At 54.0% G+C, this 13223-nt stretch carries 18 protein-coding genes; 1 reads left to right on the top strand and 17 read right to left on the bottom strand.

Annotated features, from left to right (window positions below; genetic code table 11):
• Window positions 1-47 precede the first annotated feature (47 nt).
• Entirely contained in the window at window positions 48-356 is a 309-nt protein-coding gene (locus BACPLE_RS16475; protein WP_004304290.1) for a hypothetical protein, read from the top strand.
• 33 nt (window positions 357-389) lie between these two features.
• Here the strand turns inward: BACPLE_RS16475 and BACPLE_RS19870 are convergent, their stop codons facing one another.
• The 17 genes from BACPLE_RS19870 to BACPLE_RS16390 all read right to left on the bottom strand — a co-directional run bounded on the left by BACPLE_RS19870 (window position 390) and on the right by BACPLE_RS16390 (window position 13223).
• Window positions 390-779 carry a hypothetical protein gene (locus BACPLE_RS19870; RefSeq protein ID WP_004291527.1) on the bottom strand — a complete coding sequence of 130 codons (390 nt, stop codon included), beginning with the start codon at window positions 777-779 and terminating at the stop codon, window positions 390-392.
• Window positions 780-843: 64 nt separating this feature from the next.
• Entirely contained in the window at window positions 844-1371 is a 528-nt protein-coding gene (locus BACPLE_RS16465; RefSeq protein WP_004291526.1) for a glycoside hydrolase family protein, read from the bottom strand.
• Window positions 1368-1871: a DUF3872 domain-containing protein gene (locus tag BACPLE_RS16460; RefSeq protein ID WP_004291525.1), complete on the bottom strand. Its 504-nt coding sequence runs from the start codon at window positions 1869-1871 to the stop codon at window positions 1368-1370. The genes BACPLE_RS16465 and BACPLE_RS16460 overlap by 4 nt, the downstream gene beginning before the upstream one ends.
• Window positions 1868-2770 (bottom strand): toprim domain-containing protein, encoded by a 903-nt coding sequence (locus BACPLE_RS16455; RefSeq protein ID WP_004291524.1) that lies wholly within the window; start codon window positions 2768-2770, stop codon window positions 1868-1870. The genes BACPLE_RS16460 and BACPLE_RS16455 overlap by 4 nt, the downstream gene beginning before the upstream one ends.
• A gap of 7 nt (window positions 2771-2777) precedes the next feature.
• A complete protein-coding gene (locus BACPLE_RS16450) occupies window positions 2778-3353 on the bottom strand; it encodes a conjugal transfer protein TraO (protein ID WP_004291523.1) in 576 nt (191 codons plus the stop codon).
• A gap of 2 nt (window positions 3354-3355) precedes the next feature.
• A complete protein-coding gene (gene traN / locus BACPLE_RS16445; RefSeq protein ID WP_004291522.1) occupies window positions 3356-4342 on the bottom strand; it encodes a conjugative transposon protein TraN in 987 nt (328 codons plus the stop codon).
• A gap of 34 nt (window positions 4343-4376) precedes the next feature.
• Window positions 4377-5729, bottom strand: a complete 1353-nt coding sequence (gene traM / locus BACPLE_RS16440) for a conjugative transposon protein TraM (protein WP_004291521.1) — start codon at window positions 5727-5729, stop codon at window positions 4377-4379.
• Window positions 5710-5997 (bottom strand): TraL conjugative transposon family protein, encoded by a 288-nt coding sequence (locus tag BACPLE_RS16435; protein WP_018697145.1) that lies wholly within the window; start codon window positions 5995-5997, stop codon window positions 5710-5712. Before BACPLE_RS16435 ends, traM begins: the two co-directional genes overlap by 20 nt.
• 27 nt (window positions 5998-6024) lie before the next feature.
• Window positions 6025-6648, bottom strand: coding sequence for a conjugative transposon protein TraK (gene traK / locus BACPLE_RS16430; protein WP_004291519.1), 624 nt, complete (start codon window positions 6646-6648; stop codon window positions 6025-6027).
• A 31-nt stretch (window positions 6649-6679) separates the two neighbouring features.
• Window positions 6680-7684 carry a conjugative transposon protein TraJ gene (gene traJ / locus BACPLE_RS16425; protein WP_004291518.1) on the bottom strand — a complete coding sequence of 335 codons (1005 nt, stop codon included), beginning with the start codon at window positions 7682-7684 and terminating at the stop codon, window positions 6680-6682.
• Between the two features lie 3 nt (window positions 7685-7687).
• Window positions 7688-8317 carry a DUF4141 domain-containing protein gene (locus BACPLE_RS16420; RefSeq protein WP_004304283.1) on the bottom strand — a complete coding sequence of 210 codons (630 nt, stop codon included), beginning with the start codon at window positions 8315-8317 and terminating at the stop codon, window positions 7688-7690.
• Window positions 8318-8340: 23 nt separating this feature from the next.
• The gene (locus BACPLE_RS16415; protein WP_004291516.1) at window positions 8341-8721 is read right to left on the bottom strand and encodes a DUF3876 domain-containing protein; all 381 of its coding nucleotides are present in this window, start codon (window positions 8719-8721) and stop codon (window positions 8341-8343) included.
• A 40-nt stretch (window positions 8722-8761) separates the two neighbouring features.
• On the bottom strand, window positions 8762-11266 hold the full coding sequence (locus BACPLE_RS16410; protein WP_004291515.1) for a TraG family conjugative transposon ATPase: 2505 nt from the start codon (window positions 11264-11266) through the stop codon (window positions 8762-8764).
• The gene (locus BACPLE_RS16405) at window positions 11263-11595 is read right to left on the bottom strand and encodes a DUF4133 domain-containing protein (protein WP_007564037.1); all 333 of its coding nucleotides are present in this window, start codon (window positions 11593-11595) and stop codon (window positions 11263-11265) included. Before BACPLE_RS16405 ends, BACPLE_RS16410 begins: the two co-directional genes overlap by 4 nt.
• 10 nt (window positions 11596-11605) lie before the next feature.
• Window positions 11606-11923, bottom strand: coding sequence for a DUF4134 domain-containing protein (locus tag BACPLE_RS16400; RefSeq protein WP_002560983.1), 318 nt, complete (start codon window positions 11921-11923; stop codon window positions 11606-11608).
• 201 nt (window positions 11924-12124) lie between these two features.
• Window positions 12125-12853 (bottom strand): hypothetical protein, encoded by a 729-nt coding sequence (locus BACPLE_RS16395; protein WP_004304280.1) that lies wholly within the window; start codon window positions 12851-12853, stop codon window positions 12125-12127.
• Window positions 12854-12869: 16 nt separating this feature from the next.
• A complete protein-coding gene (locus BACPLE_RS16390) occupies window positions 12870-13223 on the bottom strand; it encodes a DUF3408 domain-containing protein (protein WP_004291505.1) in 354 nt (117 codons plus the stop codon).

The raw sequence follows: 13223 nt of genomic DNA, 5'->3' as shown, positions 1-13223 counted from the left end.
TGGCGGTGTCCGCACCGCCAATACTTAAAACCCTAAAAACAAAAGATATGATAGCCAAGACGATATTACAGCAGATAGGCGGAAAACGCTTCACCGCCATGACAGGTAGCCGTGATTTCATAGATATGGGCAACGGCTTACGGATGAGCCTTGCAAGGAACAAAACAAGTGCCAACCGCCTTGACATCATCTATGACGAAGGGGCAGACCTCTACAATATGCGCTTCTACCGCAGGACGTTCAGCAAAAAGACCTTTGAGTGCAAGACAAAGGACATTGCCGTACACGAGGGTATCTATTTTGATATGCTGGAGGAAATGTTCACGATGGTGACGGGACTTTACACACGCTTTTGAGTGGCGGGGCGGCGAGAGCCGCCCTACTTTCTTTCAGTGAGCATGATGGCGGACAAAGAAAGTAGCAAAGAAACCTTTGTCCAATCTGCGATAACTAAAAAATCCGCAAGTAAAACTTGCGGAGGCTATATATTGGGTCGTTATTTTTTGGTGGAGGGGAATGATAATCTCGAACCGTTGAACTACACATTTCTGCTTCGTCTCCATTTCCCCCAACGATTTGATACGTTCAATCATTTTTGTTGTTCCTTTCTGAATTTTCCTAAATACTTTCTTCATAATTTCGCTATACTTTTTATGGTTAATAACTATGTTTTGTATTGCTCTCACAACACTTACAACTTGAAGTGTTATTTGGAAACCGATAGGCAAAAATGGCTCAACGATGTCAATTAACGAGAAAATCCTACGATAATCTATCAAGTGATAGAGCAAAAGACGTGCCAAGTTAAATATGGCACGTCTTTTGCCAGTTTTGTCAGTCCTTTTATGGGATATACAACAGCGCAAACTCCGCCTTTCTCCGTTTGAGCAGCATGGCGTGGCGTTTTCCTTTGTAGTTGCAGAAGGCTATATACTCACGGTAGATGTTCCTGTCACCAGCTTCCAGCTTCTTGATTAAGGTGCTTTTGGGGATTGTTTTGCTGCCTAACAGCTTCGCCGGTCCCACATTGTAAGCTAACGTGCCAAGCAAAATCGAATCAACCCCGAATTTACGGAACATGGCGACAAATTTGCGCAGGTCTTTCCGCAAAAGTTCATCCGCATCCCGTTTTGTCATGGTTCGTGCCGAATACTTCTCGTTTGGCAAAAGTTTGTGACCCCAACCGACGTATGGGTAGTGTTTTTCTGAGTGCCAGCCTTCAAAGTAGCGGCAGCATAAAAAAGCACGTTCCATAAGCGGCAGTCGGTAGATTGCCGCCTGCCCGTCCGTTCCCTCTTGGCGGCTGATCTGCGCGGACACAGAACAGACCGTCAGAAGTGAACAGAGCATTGTCATGAATACACGCATCATTTCAACAAGGGGCTGAAGTTGCCGATGGGAACGATGGTAAGATCGTCGTCCTTTACATTCCTGTTGTTGAAGTCAAATTCCAGTTCGTAGGAGTTGCTAAAGTTATCCTCCACCACCACGATGAAATTATGCGCCTCATCACCCGCCGCCGTGTAGTACAGGCGGAATTTTTCGTTCTCCAGCAGGTAGCGGTCGTTAGGCAGGAAGGTGATGCCGTTATCCATTTTGAGCGAGCCTTCCCCCTCGAACTGGAAATAGCGGATGGTATAGAGCGTACCCGAAAAGTCGCCCTCCTTTTTCAGTTCACAGCGGATTTCCACTGTCTGCCCCTTTACTACCTTGTTCGGCACGGGCATGACCTCCACCGTGAAGGGATAGGACTGCTGGATGTCCATGTCATCGTCACATGACACGAGGGTGAATGACATGGCGGCTATCAGGCATAACGCCACTGCCTTGAATATTGATGTTCTCTTGTTTCTGTTGTTCAGTATGTTCATTGTTCTTCGATTTTTAGATGGTTGTTTTTCTGTTTTTTCGTTGTCAGTTGCAGGTACTCGTTCAAGTCCTTGCAACCGTCATAGAGGGAGGAACGGTCGGTGACACGTTCCCCGTATCGCATGGTAAGTGCGGCAAGCGTCCGCCGTCCGGCTTCGTCACGGTCGAGGAAGCAGCCGATGCGCCCGTATCCGTCCAGCAATCCCGCCGCCTTCTCCACGTTGGCGACTGAGTTCAGCACAAGACAGTCAGCGTTACCGGTTACACCAAGCGTCACGGCAGAGAGAAAGTCCATGAAGCCCTCGAACACGAGGCACTCGTCAGCCGGGATGTCATTCGCCTTTACCAGTGATACAGACTTCGGAGGTATGCAACCCTTGAAATATCGGCTTCTGACTTCATAGCCACCTGCCATGTTCGGAAAGCCAACGGCAAAATACCGTTTCCCACGCACACCGTAGTTCAAGCGGCAGCAGTGACGGGATGCGATGGCGTAAGGGATGCCCCGTTCCTCTAAATACTCCGTCAGCAGTGAGCGGAGCAGCGGAGCGACCTCCACATCCTCAAAAACGGATTCGGTCGGCTTCGAGAGATAGACGGGCTTTTCCCATCCGGCAACCGTCATATTGGCGGCTTCCGCTATGAACTTCGCTTGCTTCATGAAGTCATCGCTTTGCAGAAACTCCCCGGCAAGCGTGAAGATGTCGCCGCCCTTGCCCAAACCGAAGTCGTACCAGAGCTGTTTCGCCACGTTCACACGGAAAGAGGATGTGCGCTCGCCCCTGTACGGGGCAAGATACCACAGCTCGTTACCGCTCCTTCTGACAGGCTCATGCCCCAGCCGTGCGAGAAAATCCGCAAGCGGCATCCTTCTGACAGCATCTATTTCCGTCCTTTCCATGCCCGTGTCAGTTGATGATGAACTTGATACCGACCCCGAACTGCGTGTGGAACTTCCGTGTGTCGCCACCCCAAAGGCAACGCTCCCGCAGGTTGGCAAGCAGGGCGATACGGTCTGCCACGTAACACTCCACATCGAGCGTCAGCGCACCGCCGTAGATGAAGGCGTCCCGGTCGTGCAGCGTGGAGCCGTCATGCAGCACCTTCTTCCCCCAATTTACCGCCTCATATCCGGCGAGAGCCGAAGCCCCGGCATAGACGAAAACAATCTTTCGGGCGTCCGACAGTATCTTGAAGTAATAGCCGCCCTCCGCCGTGAACTGCGCCACGGGTATCTTGGTGTCCTTGTAGGGATTGTTCTTCAACAGGTATTCGCCACCGAACACCCACTTGTTCCCCTTCTTCGTGTAGGTGGAGAGAGCCGCCCCGAAGCTGTACCCGCCGTCCTTGCCGCCGAGATTGAAGCCGTCCGCCATGTCCGCCCTCACCTCGATGCCCTGCATCTTCGGCAGACACCGCTGGGCGTGCGCCTGCCCTGTAAAAAGGGCAAGCGACGCGATGATTATTGCGATGTACTTTCTCATGGTCAGCGTACTTGAAGTTCGTTGATGGTACCCGCGCGTACCAAATCCTCGTTCTCAATCACGAAGGACTGGTGACGGCCGCCGTTCTTCTCGTTCAATTCCACCACGAGGCACTTGTCATCGGGGATGGTGAACTTCGCCATCGTGAAGACCGTGCGCTCGCTCTTTTTGCCCGGCACGAGGGTGGCGTAGTTCTGCGCGCGGAGCGGCAGAATAATCTGCTCCTGCACGGCAGTACGCTTCGCAACCTTCTTGTCCACGATTTTCCAAGTGATGTAGTCCACATCGAAAGGCACGTTGCTCTGGTTCTTTATCTCCGTGTGGAAATAAAGCAAGCCGTTGTGCGTGTAGATGCCTTTCAACAGGTATTGGATGCCGAAACGCTTGCAGCCGATATGCTTCACCTCGCGCTTGTTCTGTTTGTGGATGGACTTCATGATAAGGCGCACCAGCATCGGGCTTTCGCTGCCCAGCTCTTTCAGATAGATTTCCTGCGCGTTGTTCGGGCGGTTCACCGTGCTGCCGTCATGGATGAAGTCGCACATCTCCACGTTGAGCAACAGCGGTTCGGCGGCGTACTTCACGTTGAAGGTGTAGAAACTGCCGTCCTCCGTGATGACGGACATATTCGTTTCGTTGGGAAAATTCCTTACGGTAGCCTTCACACGGATGATGTTCTCCGCTCCGTCGGCTTTCCCGGCAATCAGGTCGGGCGAGCCTAAATCGACATAGCGCACCTCCGCCGGAAAAATGACGTGGACGGTCTTGTCGTAGGTCACTTCCAGACCGTGCGGCGGTATCATGCGGTCGAAGGTCAGCTTGCGTGACAGCCCGTGATATAGGTCGCCGTCCGCCTCCTTCTGCGGATAGACCTCCTTCGTCAAGGTCGGTTGTTCACTTCCGTTGGTCGTTTCAACGGTTACATTCTCCTGCGCGTTGGCAGTTATGATGCCCATAGCGAGGGCAAACATGATGATTACTTTTCTCATTACTTTTGGATTTTAGTGGTAATTTTTATTGTTTTCAATATTTTTCTTGGTAAAGCATGACCCTGTACCCGGCTTTCAGATGCACCTTGACGGTTCGCATCTTTTTGGCGATGTACTGGCTCGTGCCTTGTATCAGCCCCTTGCCCAAGTCGGAGGCGAGCTGCGCCCCGGCATTGGTGGAGATGTTGATGCTGCTTCCCAGCGAGCCGCCCATGTTGGCGGCGACCTCCCGGACGGCGTTCATCTCCATCGAGTTCGGGATGAAGATGCCGGGCTGTCCGTCCGTGTCATAGACCGCAAGCTCCACGGGGATAATCGTGCCGTCGTATTCCAGCGAGGTAATCTCGATGTCGAGCCGCTCACCCTGTATCTTGCCCGTGCCGACCACCACCGCACCCCGGGGTATTGTCCTGCCTGCCACCGCCATAGGCTCCAGCAGGCGCAGCCTTACCGTCTGCCCGTCCGTCACGCTCTGCGCCCCATGCACGCACGCCGGTATGGTGTTCCTGTCCAATACCTCCGCCGTGCCGACAGCCGTGTTGAAACCCCGGTTGCGTTCCTGCGATAAGGCGGCGACAAACTCCGCGTTACTCATAGGCTGTGAGAGTGAAGAAACTACTTGATGCTCCACCTGTCTGATAGGCATTGCCTTGTTCTTCTTCCCTTTCTGCACGGTAGTTGGCTCTGCCCTCTGTTCCGCCGATGGCTGTCCTCCGTTCTGACCGCCCATGTACTTTGCCGCCAGCTCGTAGGACTTCTCCATAAGAGCCACCTGCTCGTCCATAGAGGAAGCCTTGCCCCTCTCGCTTTCCAGTTCCGACTCCAGCGATGCGATGCGCTCCAACAATTCGTCCATCTCCGCATTGTCGTTTTTCGGCTGGTCGTAGAAGTTTCCGAGCGTGGCGTTCAGGTCACGGTAGGCGGCTGCGGAGGACTGGATGGTCTGCGGCGTGGCTGGCTTTGCCCTTTCTTCCTTGCCGCCCGGATTGGCGAGGTCGAAGTCCACTCCGTTCTCCGTTCCCGCTATCTCGCGGTCGAACATGTCGCCCAGCTGCCCGATGGCACGGTTGCGGCTCTCCTGACGCTCTTCCATCTCCCCATGCTCGTAGGCTTTCAGCTTGTCGCCGATAATCTGCCGGTTCGCCTTGTCAGCGTCGGGCATCTCGGTGTTGTATCCGTCCGTTCCCGGCGGTTGCTCCTTGCCGGAGGACGGGGCGAATATCAGCCACATCGCCCCGATGAACACCAACACCATAGCGGGCAGCACGATCATCTTCTGCCGTTTCAGCCGTTGCGCCTCTGTCAGCGGTTCGCGCTCCTTTTTCGGTTTCCCCGTTTCGGGAGCAGCTTTGTTCTCTTTCGTCGGTTCATTCTTTGTCTGTTCCATATAAATAAGGTGTTAAGTGATTGCCTGTTTCCGCCGGGGTCGGCAGTTCCACCCGTCCGGCGTGTCCCGTTTCCATATGTGAGCCGTCGTTCCTGCCGATGTCATAGACGGCTCTGCCGAAGGTGTAAAGGGCAAGCACCGCGAAGGCGGCGAACATCCCCAGCACGATGCGGCGGCGTGTTTCCGGCGGCAAGCCGTCCAGATACCCTTTGAGACTTGCCGCCAAGCGTTTCCGTTTGTCGTGGAGTTTCCAATACATGCCCCACATTGATTTTCTGATACTTTTCATGTCCTGTTACCGTTTGATAGTCTGTAAATCCTTGTTCTCAATGATGGTGAAACCCTCGATGGTAAAACCGTTCGGGTTGTCATCCGACCGCGATGCGTTCAGCAGGCGGCAGGTGGTCACGAGGCTGCGCTCGGTGACGTTGCTCTGCCGGATGATTTTCTGTGTGGCGTAGGTCACGGCACGGTAGGGATAGGCGTTGAAGTCGCACACCACGCTGTCCACCTTCAGCACTTGGTTGATGTTCCCGGCGATGATGCGGTTGTAGTACCCCTTCTCCGCGAAGTCCGAATAATAGTGGTACACGCTCTTGTCCGCCAGCAGCAAGGCACGTTTCACGTTGTGTTCAATCGCGCTTTTTTCAGGTGATAGCGTGAAGAACATCTCGTGGAAACGGCGCACATGTTCCCGTGCCTCCGCCGGGCGGTTCTGCGACAAATCCTGAGACAAGGCGAGCATCAGGCTCTTGCCGTTGTCCAGCACATAGATTTTCTCCCGTTGCTTCTCTGCGAAACGGTAGGAGTTCCACACGCTCCACACCGTCACCACGGCGCACAGCGAGAGGAAGACGATACCGAACAGGCGTATCTGCCTGAACGACGATTCGATGTTTCTAAGTGATTTGAATTCCATTTATATTTTCCAATTTATGATTGCACATTGATTATTTCAGCAATTTGCCGACACGTCCGACTGCGTTTCCTGCGGCTGCACCCGCCACGCTGCCCGCCATGCTTCCGGCTCGTCCCGCCATCTGGTTCACGTTGCGACCGTAACCGCCCATGCCTCCGGCTTGGATAATCCAGCCCGCAACGGTGGGAATGGTAAAGTAGCCGATGATGCCGATGCAGAGGAATACGATATACACCCCGTCGCTCGAATCCAGCGAGAAGTTCGGGTCTGCCTGCATCCGCTCGATGTCGTTTTGCAGCATCAGAACCTGTATCTTCGCCAGTATGGTGCTGAACATGTCCGATACCGGTAGCCACAGATAGACCTGTATATAGCGGCATATCCACTGCGTGAGCGTGTTTTGGAAACCGTCCCATACCGACAGGGCGAAGGCTATCGGACCGAGAATCGCCAGCACCACGAGAAAGAAGGTGCGGACGGTGTCTATCACGAGGGCGGCGGCTTGGAACAGCAGTTCGAGTATCTCGCGGAAGAAGTCGCGGATGCTCTTCTTCATGTTGTACATTCCCCGGTCGATATACATTCCCGCCATCGTCACCATGTCGGAGGGCGACCAGCCGAGTTCCTCCAGTTGCTTGTCAAATTCCTCGTTGGACACGAGGTAGGCGGTTTCGGGGTTGCGTACCATCGCCTCGTATTCCAGTTTGTCCTTCTGCTCCCGGTATCGGTTCATGTCCAGCGTTTCCGCCTCCAGCATCTTTGCCGTGCCCTGTACGACGGGTGAGAGGATGCTGTTTATCGTGCCCAGCACCACAGTCGGGAAGAACATGATGCACAGACCGATGGCAAAAGGACGGAGCATCGGGAATACGTCTATCGGTTCAGCTCTCGCCAGCGACTGCCATACCCGGTAGGCGACGTAGAACAGCGCACCCAGCCCGGCGATGCCTTTCGCCACACCAGCCATGTCCCCACACAGCGGCATCATCTGCTCATAAAGTGAACGTAAAATCTGATGAAGGTTGTCGAACTTCATAGGCTACCAGTATCTTTCGTTCATGTTCCCGTACAGCCCCATGATGCGGTCGAGGTCGTTCTTCTTTTTCGCACGCAGGTAACTCACGGAGATGTTCTTGTTCGTGTAGTAGCTCACGAGGTTGCGGTAACGCTTCATCTTCGAGTGGCAGCGTTCCACCACGTCCATGCGCTCCTTGTCGGTCATGGAGAGCGTGGTGATGTTCACCACGTTCCTGAGTTCCGTCAACACTTCGTTGCTTTCCTCCAGCAGTTTCGTGTAGCCGAAAGCGATTGCGGAAAGCTCTTCGGGTCTGAAATTCCCGTCACGGAGCATCCGTTGGAAACTGTTCACATAGATGTCTGTGATGTCGCCCACCATCAGGATGGTCTGCTGCACCTTGCGGGCGTCCTTGACCAGATTGTTCACCGATTTGAGGGCATCGTAATACTTCTTGCCCTGCTGATAGATTTTCACCGTCTCCTGAAAGTTGCTCACCATGTTCGTGGCGGTCTTGGAGGTATGGATGATGTTTTTGGAGGCATTGATGATGCCCTGCGCTAGATTGCCCGGATCGCTTACGACCCACTGTGCGCTTGCCCTGCCCGCGAAAAGCAGGCACAGGCAGATAATCATTGTTATTCTTGTTCTCATGTTACTTTGGATTTTAGTGGTTGTTATTCTTCGGTCGGATGTCCCGGCTGCGGCTTCACCCGCACATAGTCCCCGTTTGGCGAGAAAGTCAGCACATCCGTGGCCTCGTTGTAGGACACGTCGATGCGGAAGCCGGTGTTCATGAACAGGTTGCCGTTCTCCTCCTGCAAGAGATAGGTTTCCGGCTTGAGCTTGCGGCGCAGACCGCTACGACGGAACACCGTCACTTTGTAGGCTTCGCCCTCCTTGTAGATAAGCACGTCAGGTTTTCCCTCCACGCTCTCCCAGTTCCCGCACAGCATGTCGCGGCGGTTGTCGGCCACGTCGCAGGATTGCAGCATCATGACCGCCAATCCGATAAGGCACTTGCTGACTTGCAGCATTTTCACTTTTGGTAAATTCATACGCGTTTTTCTTTTTTGGTTGATACATTCTGTTTTTTAGTTATTCCTTGTTTCTCCGCCTTTCGGCAAGCTGCCGGATGGCGGCTTCGATGTCGTCGCCCAGCTTCTCCGCCAGACGGTAAACCTCCACTTTTTCCGTTTCCTCGGTGGTGTACGCCAGATACTCTTCCGCGCTGACCTCCGTGGCATAGACCGCCGACTGCGTGCCGCCCAAGCCTATCCACACCTCCTTGTAGAGCCGTGAAGGGTTGTTCGCCATGTTGATGGAGAGTATCTGCGACTTCTCCTTTTCCGTCAGTCCGAGCAACGCCTGTATCTGGTCGAACTTGTTCATATATTTCCTTTGGTCAAGCAGGATTTTACAATCCGAGTTGTTGATAATGCTCTCTTTGACCACCGGAGAACTGATAATGTCGTCCACCTCCTGCGTCACCACGATTGCCTCGCCGTAATATTTTCTGACCGTCTTATACATATAGCGCAGATATTCAGCCATGTTCGCCGATGAGAGGGCCTTCCAAGCCTCTTCCACGATAAGCTGTTTCCGCACGCCTTTCAGCCGCCGCATCTTGTTGATGAAGGCTTCCATGATGATGATGGTCACGACGGGGAACAGTTCGCGGTTTTCTTTAATCGAATCTATCTCGAAGACGATGAACCGCTTGCCGAGCAGGTCGATGTTCTCCGTGGAGTTGAGCAGGAAATCGTAACGCCCGCCCCGGTAATACTGCCGCATGGTGGTGAGCATGTTGTCGATGTTGAAGTCGGACTTCTCCACCTTGATGTCACGCTGTGCCAGTTCCTTGCGGTAGTCGTCACGCATATACTCGTAGAAGGTGTTGAACGACGGCACGATGCTACGGTCGGATTGGATGCGCTCAATATAGGCACTCACGGCACTGCCCAGCTCGCCGCTCTCCGTCTTTGTCACCTTGTCGTCCTCCGACTTCCAGAGCGTCAGCAACAGGGTCTTGATGCTGTCCTTCTTCTCCACGTCGAAGATGTAATCGTCGGTGTAGAACGGGTTGAAGCTGATGGGCTTATCTTCCGTGTAGGTGAAATACACACCGTCCGCTCCGCCTGTCTTGCGTCGGATCATGCCGCACAAGCCCTGATAGGAGTTTCCCGTGTCCACCAATACCACATGTGCGCCTTGCTCATAATATTGGCGCACGAGGTGGTTCATGAAGAAAGACTTGCCGCTGCCCGAAGGACCCAGCACGAACTTGTTGCGGTTGGTCGTGATACCTCGCTTCATGGGCAGGTCGGAGATGTCAAGGTGCAGCGGTTTTCCCGTGAGCCTGTCCACCATCTTGATGCCGAAGGGCGAGAGCGAGCTGCGGTAGTTGGTTTCCTCTGTGAACAGGCACACCGCCTGTTCGATGAAGGTGTGGAAACTCTCTTCCGCCGGGAAGTCCGCCGCATTGCCGGGTATCGCCGCCCAGTAGAGTGTCGGGCAGTCGATGGTGTTGTGGCGCGGCACGCATTCCATGCTTGCCAACTGGCTGCCCACGTCGTTCTTGATATGCTTCAGTTCCTCCGCATCGTCGCTCCACGCCATGACGTTGAAGTGTGCCCGTACCGAGGTCAGTCCGTAGGAATGGGCTTCGTTCAGGTATTGGTCTATCCACTCGCGGTTGATGCTGTTGCTCCTTGAATAGCGAGATAGCGACTGCATGTTACGGGCGGACTTCTCGAACTTCTGCAAGGTTTCCTCACTGTTGTCTATCAGCACATACTGGTTGTAGATATGGTTGCAGGAGAGCAGAAGCCCCACCGGGGAGGCGAATGACAGTCGGCAGTCACTCCGGTCGGTGGAGAGCTTCTCGTAACGGGTGTCGGTAGCCACCTTGCCCGGCAGGTCTTCCGCGTCGGAGAGGGTGTGCAGACACAGGCGGTTGTCGCCGATGCGCATCTCCCTTGCCGAAAGCTCGATGTCCTGCAAGGTGGTGTCACCTTCCGGCATGAGCGAGAAGTAGCGTTCAATAAGTCCCGTCTTTCCCTCAGTACCCACAATCTCATCGGTGGAGAGGCGGCGCAGCCTGACAAGCCCGCTGTCGTTCATGATGCGCTCGAACTGTTCGCAGGCTTCCAAGAACTTGGTCGTGGTTTCCCTGTCCAGCTCCTTCGGGATGATATGTCCCCGGCACAGCGTGCTGAAATTGCTCTGCATCCGGTTACGCTCCTTTGTTGTCTTGGTCAGGTAGAGGTAGCAGGTGTGTTTCAGGTACGGACGCTCGTTGAAGTGACGCTCGAAAGAGCGGCTTAAAAAGCTCATGTCGTCCTTCTGAAGCTCCGGTTTGTAGCGTTCCTTGATGAACCAGTCCTGTTTGTGGACGACGGAGTAGTCCGGCAGCACCTTGATAGCCTTGCACCAGCAACTGTGTATCGCCTCGTACTCCGCACCCGTCACGGTGTAAAGTTCCGGTAGTTCCACCTCGAAAGCCACCGTGATGTCGGCGTCCTTTGAGATGATGCAGCCATGCTCCACCGCTAAAAGTGGGAACCTGTTTTCCAGTGTTGTCATTTTCGATGTATTCCTCATTGTCTTTCTTCCTTTCGTTGTCGTTTGAACAGACGGGTTATCCGCCGCCGGTTGATAAGGTATCGGGGATGGCTCCGTGCCGCTCCTAATTTCATCAGCCCGTGTTCACCGTACCGGGCGTTCAGCGCGAAGGTCTGCCATACAAGGCGGGAGGACGATGCCGCGCCGAAGCCGATACATATCCACTGGTCGATACCGACCATGTAGAGGATGACGAACAGGACGAAGAGAGCCAGCAGACCTCCGCAGAAGATGAAGAGGTACTGTGCCTTCAAGCCCTTGAACTCTACCGGACGGCCGATACCCTTGTTGATTGGGTATTCAGCCATACATTATTTATTAAAGGAAGAATGAGCGCAGGATGGTGGCGGCAACAATCAGGAAGATGCACGCGCCGAACCACGAGGCGGCTGTCTTGCTGGTGTCGGGGTCGCCCGATGAAAACTTGCCGTACACTTTTACGCCCCCGATAAGCCCGACGACTGCACCGATGGCGTATATCAGTTTAGTTCCGGGGTCGAAATAAGAACTCACCATAGAGGTGGCTTCGTTGATGCCCGCGATGCCGTTTCCCTGCGCGAAAGCGGAGGCGGTTGCGGCGATGACAAGTGCCGCGGAGAGGATTGCTTTTCTGTTTTTCAAGATGTTCTTGTTCATAAACTGTTCTTGTTTTTTGCCGTCAAAAGGGTGGATGGTCCTTTGTCGGGCGGTTGATACTTTGTTTCTTTACTTTGGTTTTAGTGGATGCCCGTTTGTTTCCACGGACGTGGGCGTGTCCGTTGCGGATGGGGATGCGCCTTGCGTTTCCTCGCCGCGTGGGTTGATGTCATTCTTTCATGTTCATTTCTTTTATTGTTGTCATACATAGTTGCGAATGTCGAACTCCTCGATGTTGTCCGGCACGACGAACTCCTTTTCAGATTTCTTCAGCCGAATCTCGATAAGCCCCTTGATGCGGATGCCTATCTCCGAAGAGCCTTCCATCATTTTCTCGTACAACTCCGTGCCCTCCATGTCGGTGAACACCTTAGCCGCCTTTTCACGTTCCGCCTGTGTCGCGTCCGGGTTTTTGGCGGTCTTGCAGGCGTCGTCAATCTCGTCAAAGCTGCTGCCCGAAGCCCGTGGCGTGTCCGAGGCGTCCTCTTCCGGTTCGTCGTCCCCGTATCCCAGTTCCTCCGGCGGTATGCTCGTGAAGGTCTCATCGAGTTTTTCCTCCGGGACTTGTGCCGGGCGGGATGCGTTTCCCGTTTTTCCGTCGTCAAAAGTAGCCTCTTCCTCCGACAGCTCAATGCCTTTTTCAATAGTGGCGGCTTCTTGCGTCGGTATGGCAGCGGTTGTCCGGGTGGATGCCATCCTGAAACGGCTCTTGCCGATGATGTCCGCCTTTTCCGCAGGGACTTCCTCGTGTGCCGCTATGCGTTTAGCCTCATTCCCGTCCAGTGACCGCCATAATCCGACAATGCCCTTGAAGAAGCGGACAATCCGCGTGTCCATGATGCGCTCGTAAAGGAGCAGGAACAGGAACCAGAGGTTGCAGCCGACCGATACCGCCAGCAGAATGTCTGTCATGCTGATTGTGTAATTCATATCCTTCCGTTTTTGGTTAGAATACTGAATTGTAATTTCGGGCATAAAGGCTCTTTATCGCATCTTCGCACTGGTTGAAGTGGTGCGTCAGCACATGGTCGATGTAAGCGGACAGCGTAAGCCGGTCATGCCCGATTACACGGGTGATACGCATGATACGCTCGTGGTACTCCGGGCGCACATACGCCATCTTCCCCTCACGTGCCTTTACTTCCGGGTCGCGGATGAACAGGCGTTCATAGTCCTTCTCACTGCATTTGCCGCTTACCGGGACAGGCGACAGTATTTCCACACTCGCCTGCACTTGGGTAAACATACCTCCGCAGTCTTGCTGTGGTCTTTTTTCATTCGGTGTCATTTCTTTTTCCAT

This window comes from Phocaeicola plebeius DSM 17135 (assembly GCF_000187895.1).
GTDB lineage: Bacteria > Bacteroidota > Bacteroidia > Bacteroidales > Bacteroidaceae > Phocaeicola > Phocaeicola plebeius.
The sequence above is the reverse complement of the archived record's forward strand: the minus strand, read 5'-3'. Positions and strand labels throughout refer to the sequence as shown.

What these genes read in the sequence shown, in the direction of transcription:
- BACPLE_RS16475 (WP_004304290.1), top strand. Translation starts at nt 48, where the DNA reads ATGATAGCCAAGACGATATTACAGCAGATAGGCGGAAAACGCTTCACC.
- BACPLE_RS16465 (WP_004291526.1), bottom strand. Translation starts at nt 1,371, where the DNA reads ATGATGCGTGTATTCATGACAATGCTCTGTTCACTTCTGACGGTCTGT.
- BACPLE_RS16460 (WP_004291525.1), bottom strand. Translation starts at nt 1,871, where the DNA reads ATGAACATACTGAACAACAGAAACAAGAGAACATCAATATTCAAGGCA.
- BACPLE_RS16455 (WP_004291524.1), bottom strand. Translation starts at nt 2,770, where the DNA reads ATGGAAAGGACGGAAATAGATGCTGTCAGAAGGATGCCGCTTGCGGAT.
- BACPLE_RS16450 (WP_004291523.1), bottom strand. Translation starts at nt 3,353, where the DNA reads ATGAGAAAGTACATCGCAATAATCATCGCGTCGCTTGCCCTTTTTACA.
- traN (WP_004291522.1), bottom strand. Translation starts at nt 4,342, where the DNA reads ATGAGAAAAGTAATCATCATGTTTGCCCTCGCTATGGGCATCATAACT.
- traM (WP_004291521.1), bottom strand. Translation starts at nt 5,729, where the DNA reads ATGGAACAGACAAAGAATGAACCGACGAAAGAGAACAAAGCTGCTCCC.
- BACPLE_RS16435 (WP_018697145.1), bottom strand. Translation starts at nt 5,997, where the DNA reads ATGTGGGGCATGTATTGGAAACTCCACGACAAACGGAAACGCTTGGCG.
- traK (WP_004291519.1), bottom strand. Translation starts at nt 6,648, where the DNA reads ATGGAATTCAAATCACTTAGAAACATCGAATCGTCGTTCAGGCAGATA.
- traJ (WP_004291518.1), bottom strand. Translation starts at nt 7,684, where the DNA reads ATGAAGTTCGACAACCTTCATCAGATTTTACGTTCACTTTATGAGCAG.
- BACPLE_RS16420 (WP_004304283.1), bottom strand. Translation starts at nt 8,317, where the DNA reads ATGAGAACAAGAATAACAATGATTATCTGCCTGTGCCTGCTTTTCGCG.
- BACPLE_RS16415 (WP_004291516.1), bottom strand. Translation starts at nt 8,721, where the DNA reads ATGAATTTACCAAAAGTGAAAATGCTGCAAGTCAGCAAGTGCCTTATC.
- BACPLE_RS16410 (WP_004291515.1), bottom strand. Translation starts at nt 11,266, where the DNA reads ATGAGGAATACATCGAAAATGACAACACTGGAAAACAGGTTCCCACTT.
- BACPLE_RS16405 (WP_007564037.1), bottom strand. Translation starts at nt 11,595, where the DNA reads ATGGCTGAATACCCAATCAACAAGGGTATCGGCCGTCCGGTAGAGTTC.
- BACPLE_RS16400 (WP_002560983.1), bottom strand. Translation starts at nt 11,923, where the DNA reads ATGAACAAGAACATCTTGAAAAACAGAAAAGCAATCCTCTCCGCGGCA.
- BACPLE_RS16395 (WP_004304280.1), bottom strand. Translation starts at nt 12,853, where the DNA reads ATGAATTACACAATCAGCATGACAGACATTCTGCTGGCGGTATCGGTC.
- BACPLE_RS16390 (WP_004291505.1), bottom strand. Translation starts at nt 13,223, where the DNA reads ATGGAAAAAGAAATGACACCGAATGAAAAAAGACCACAGCAAGACTGC.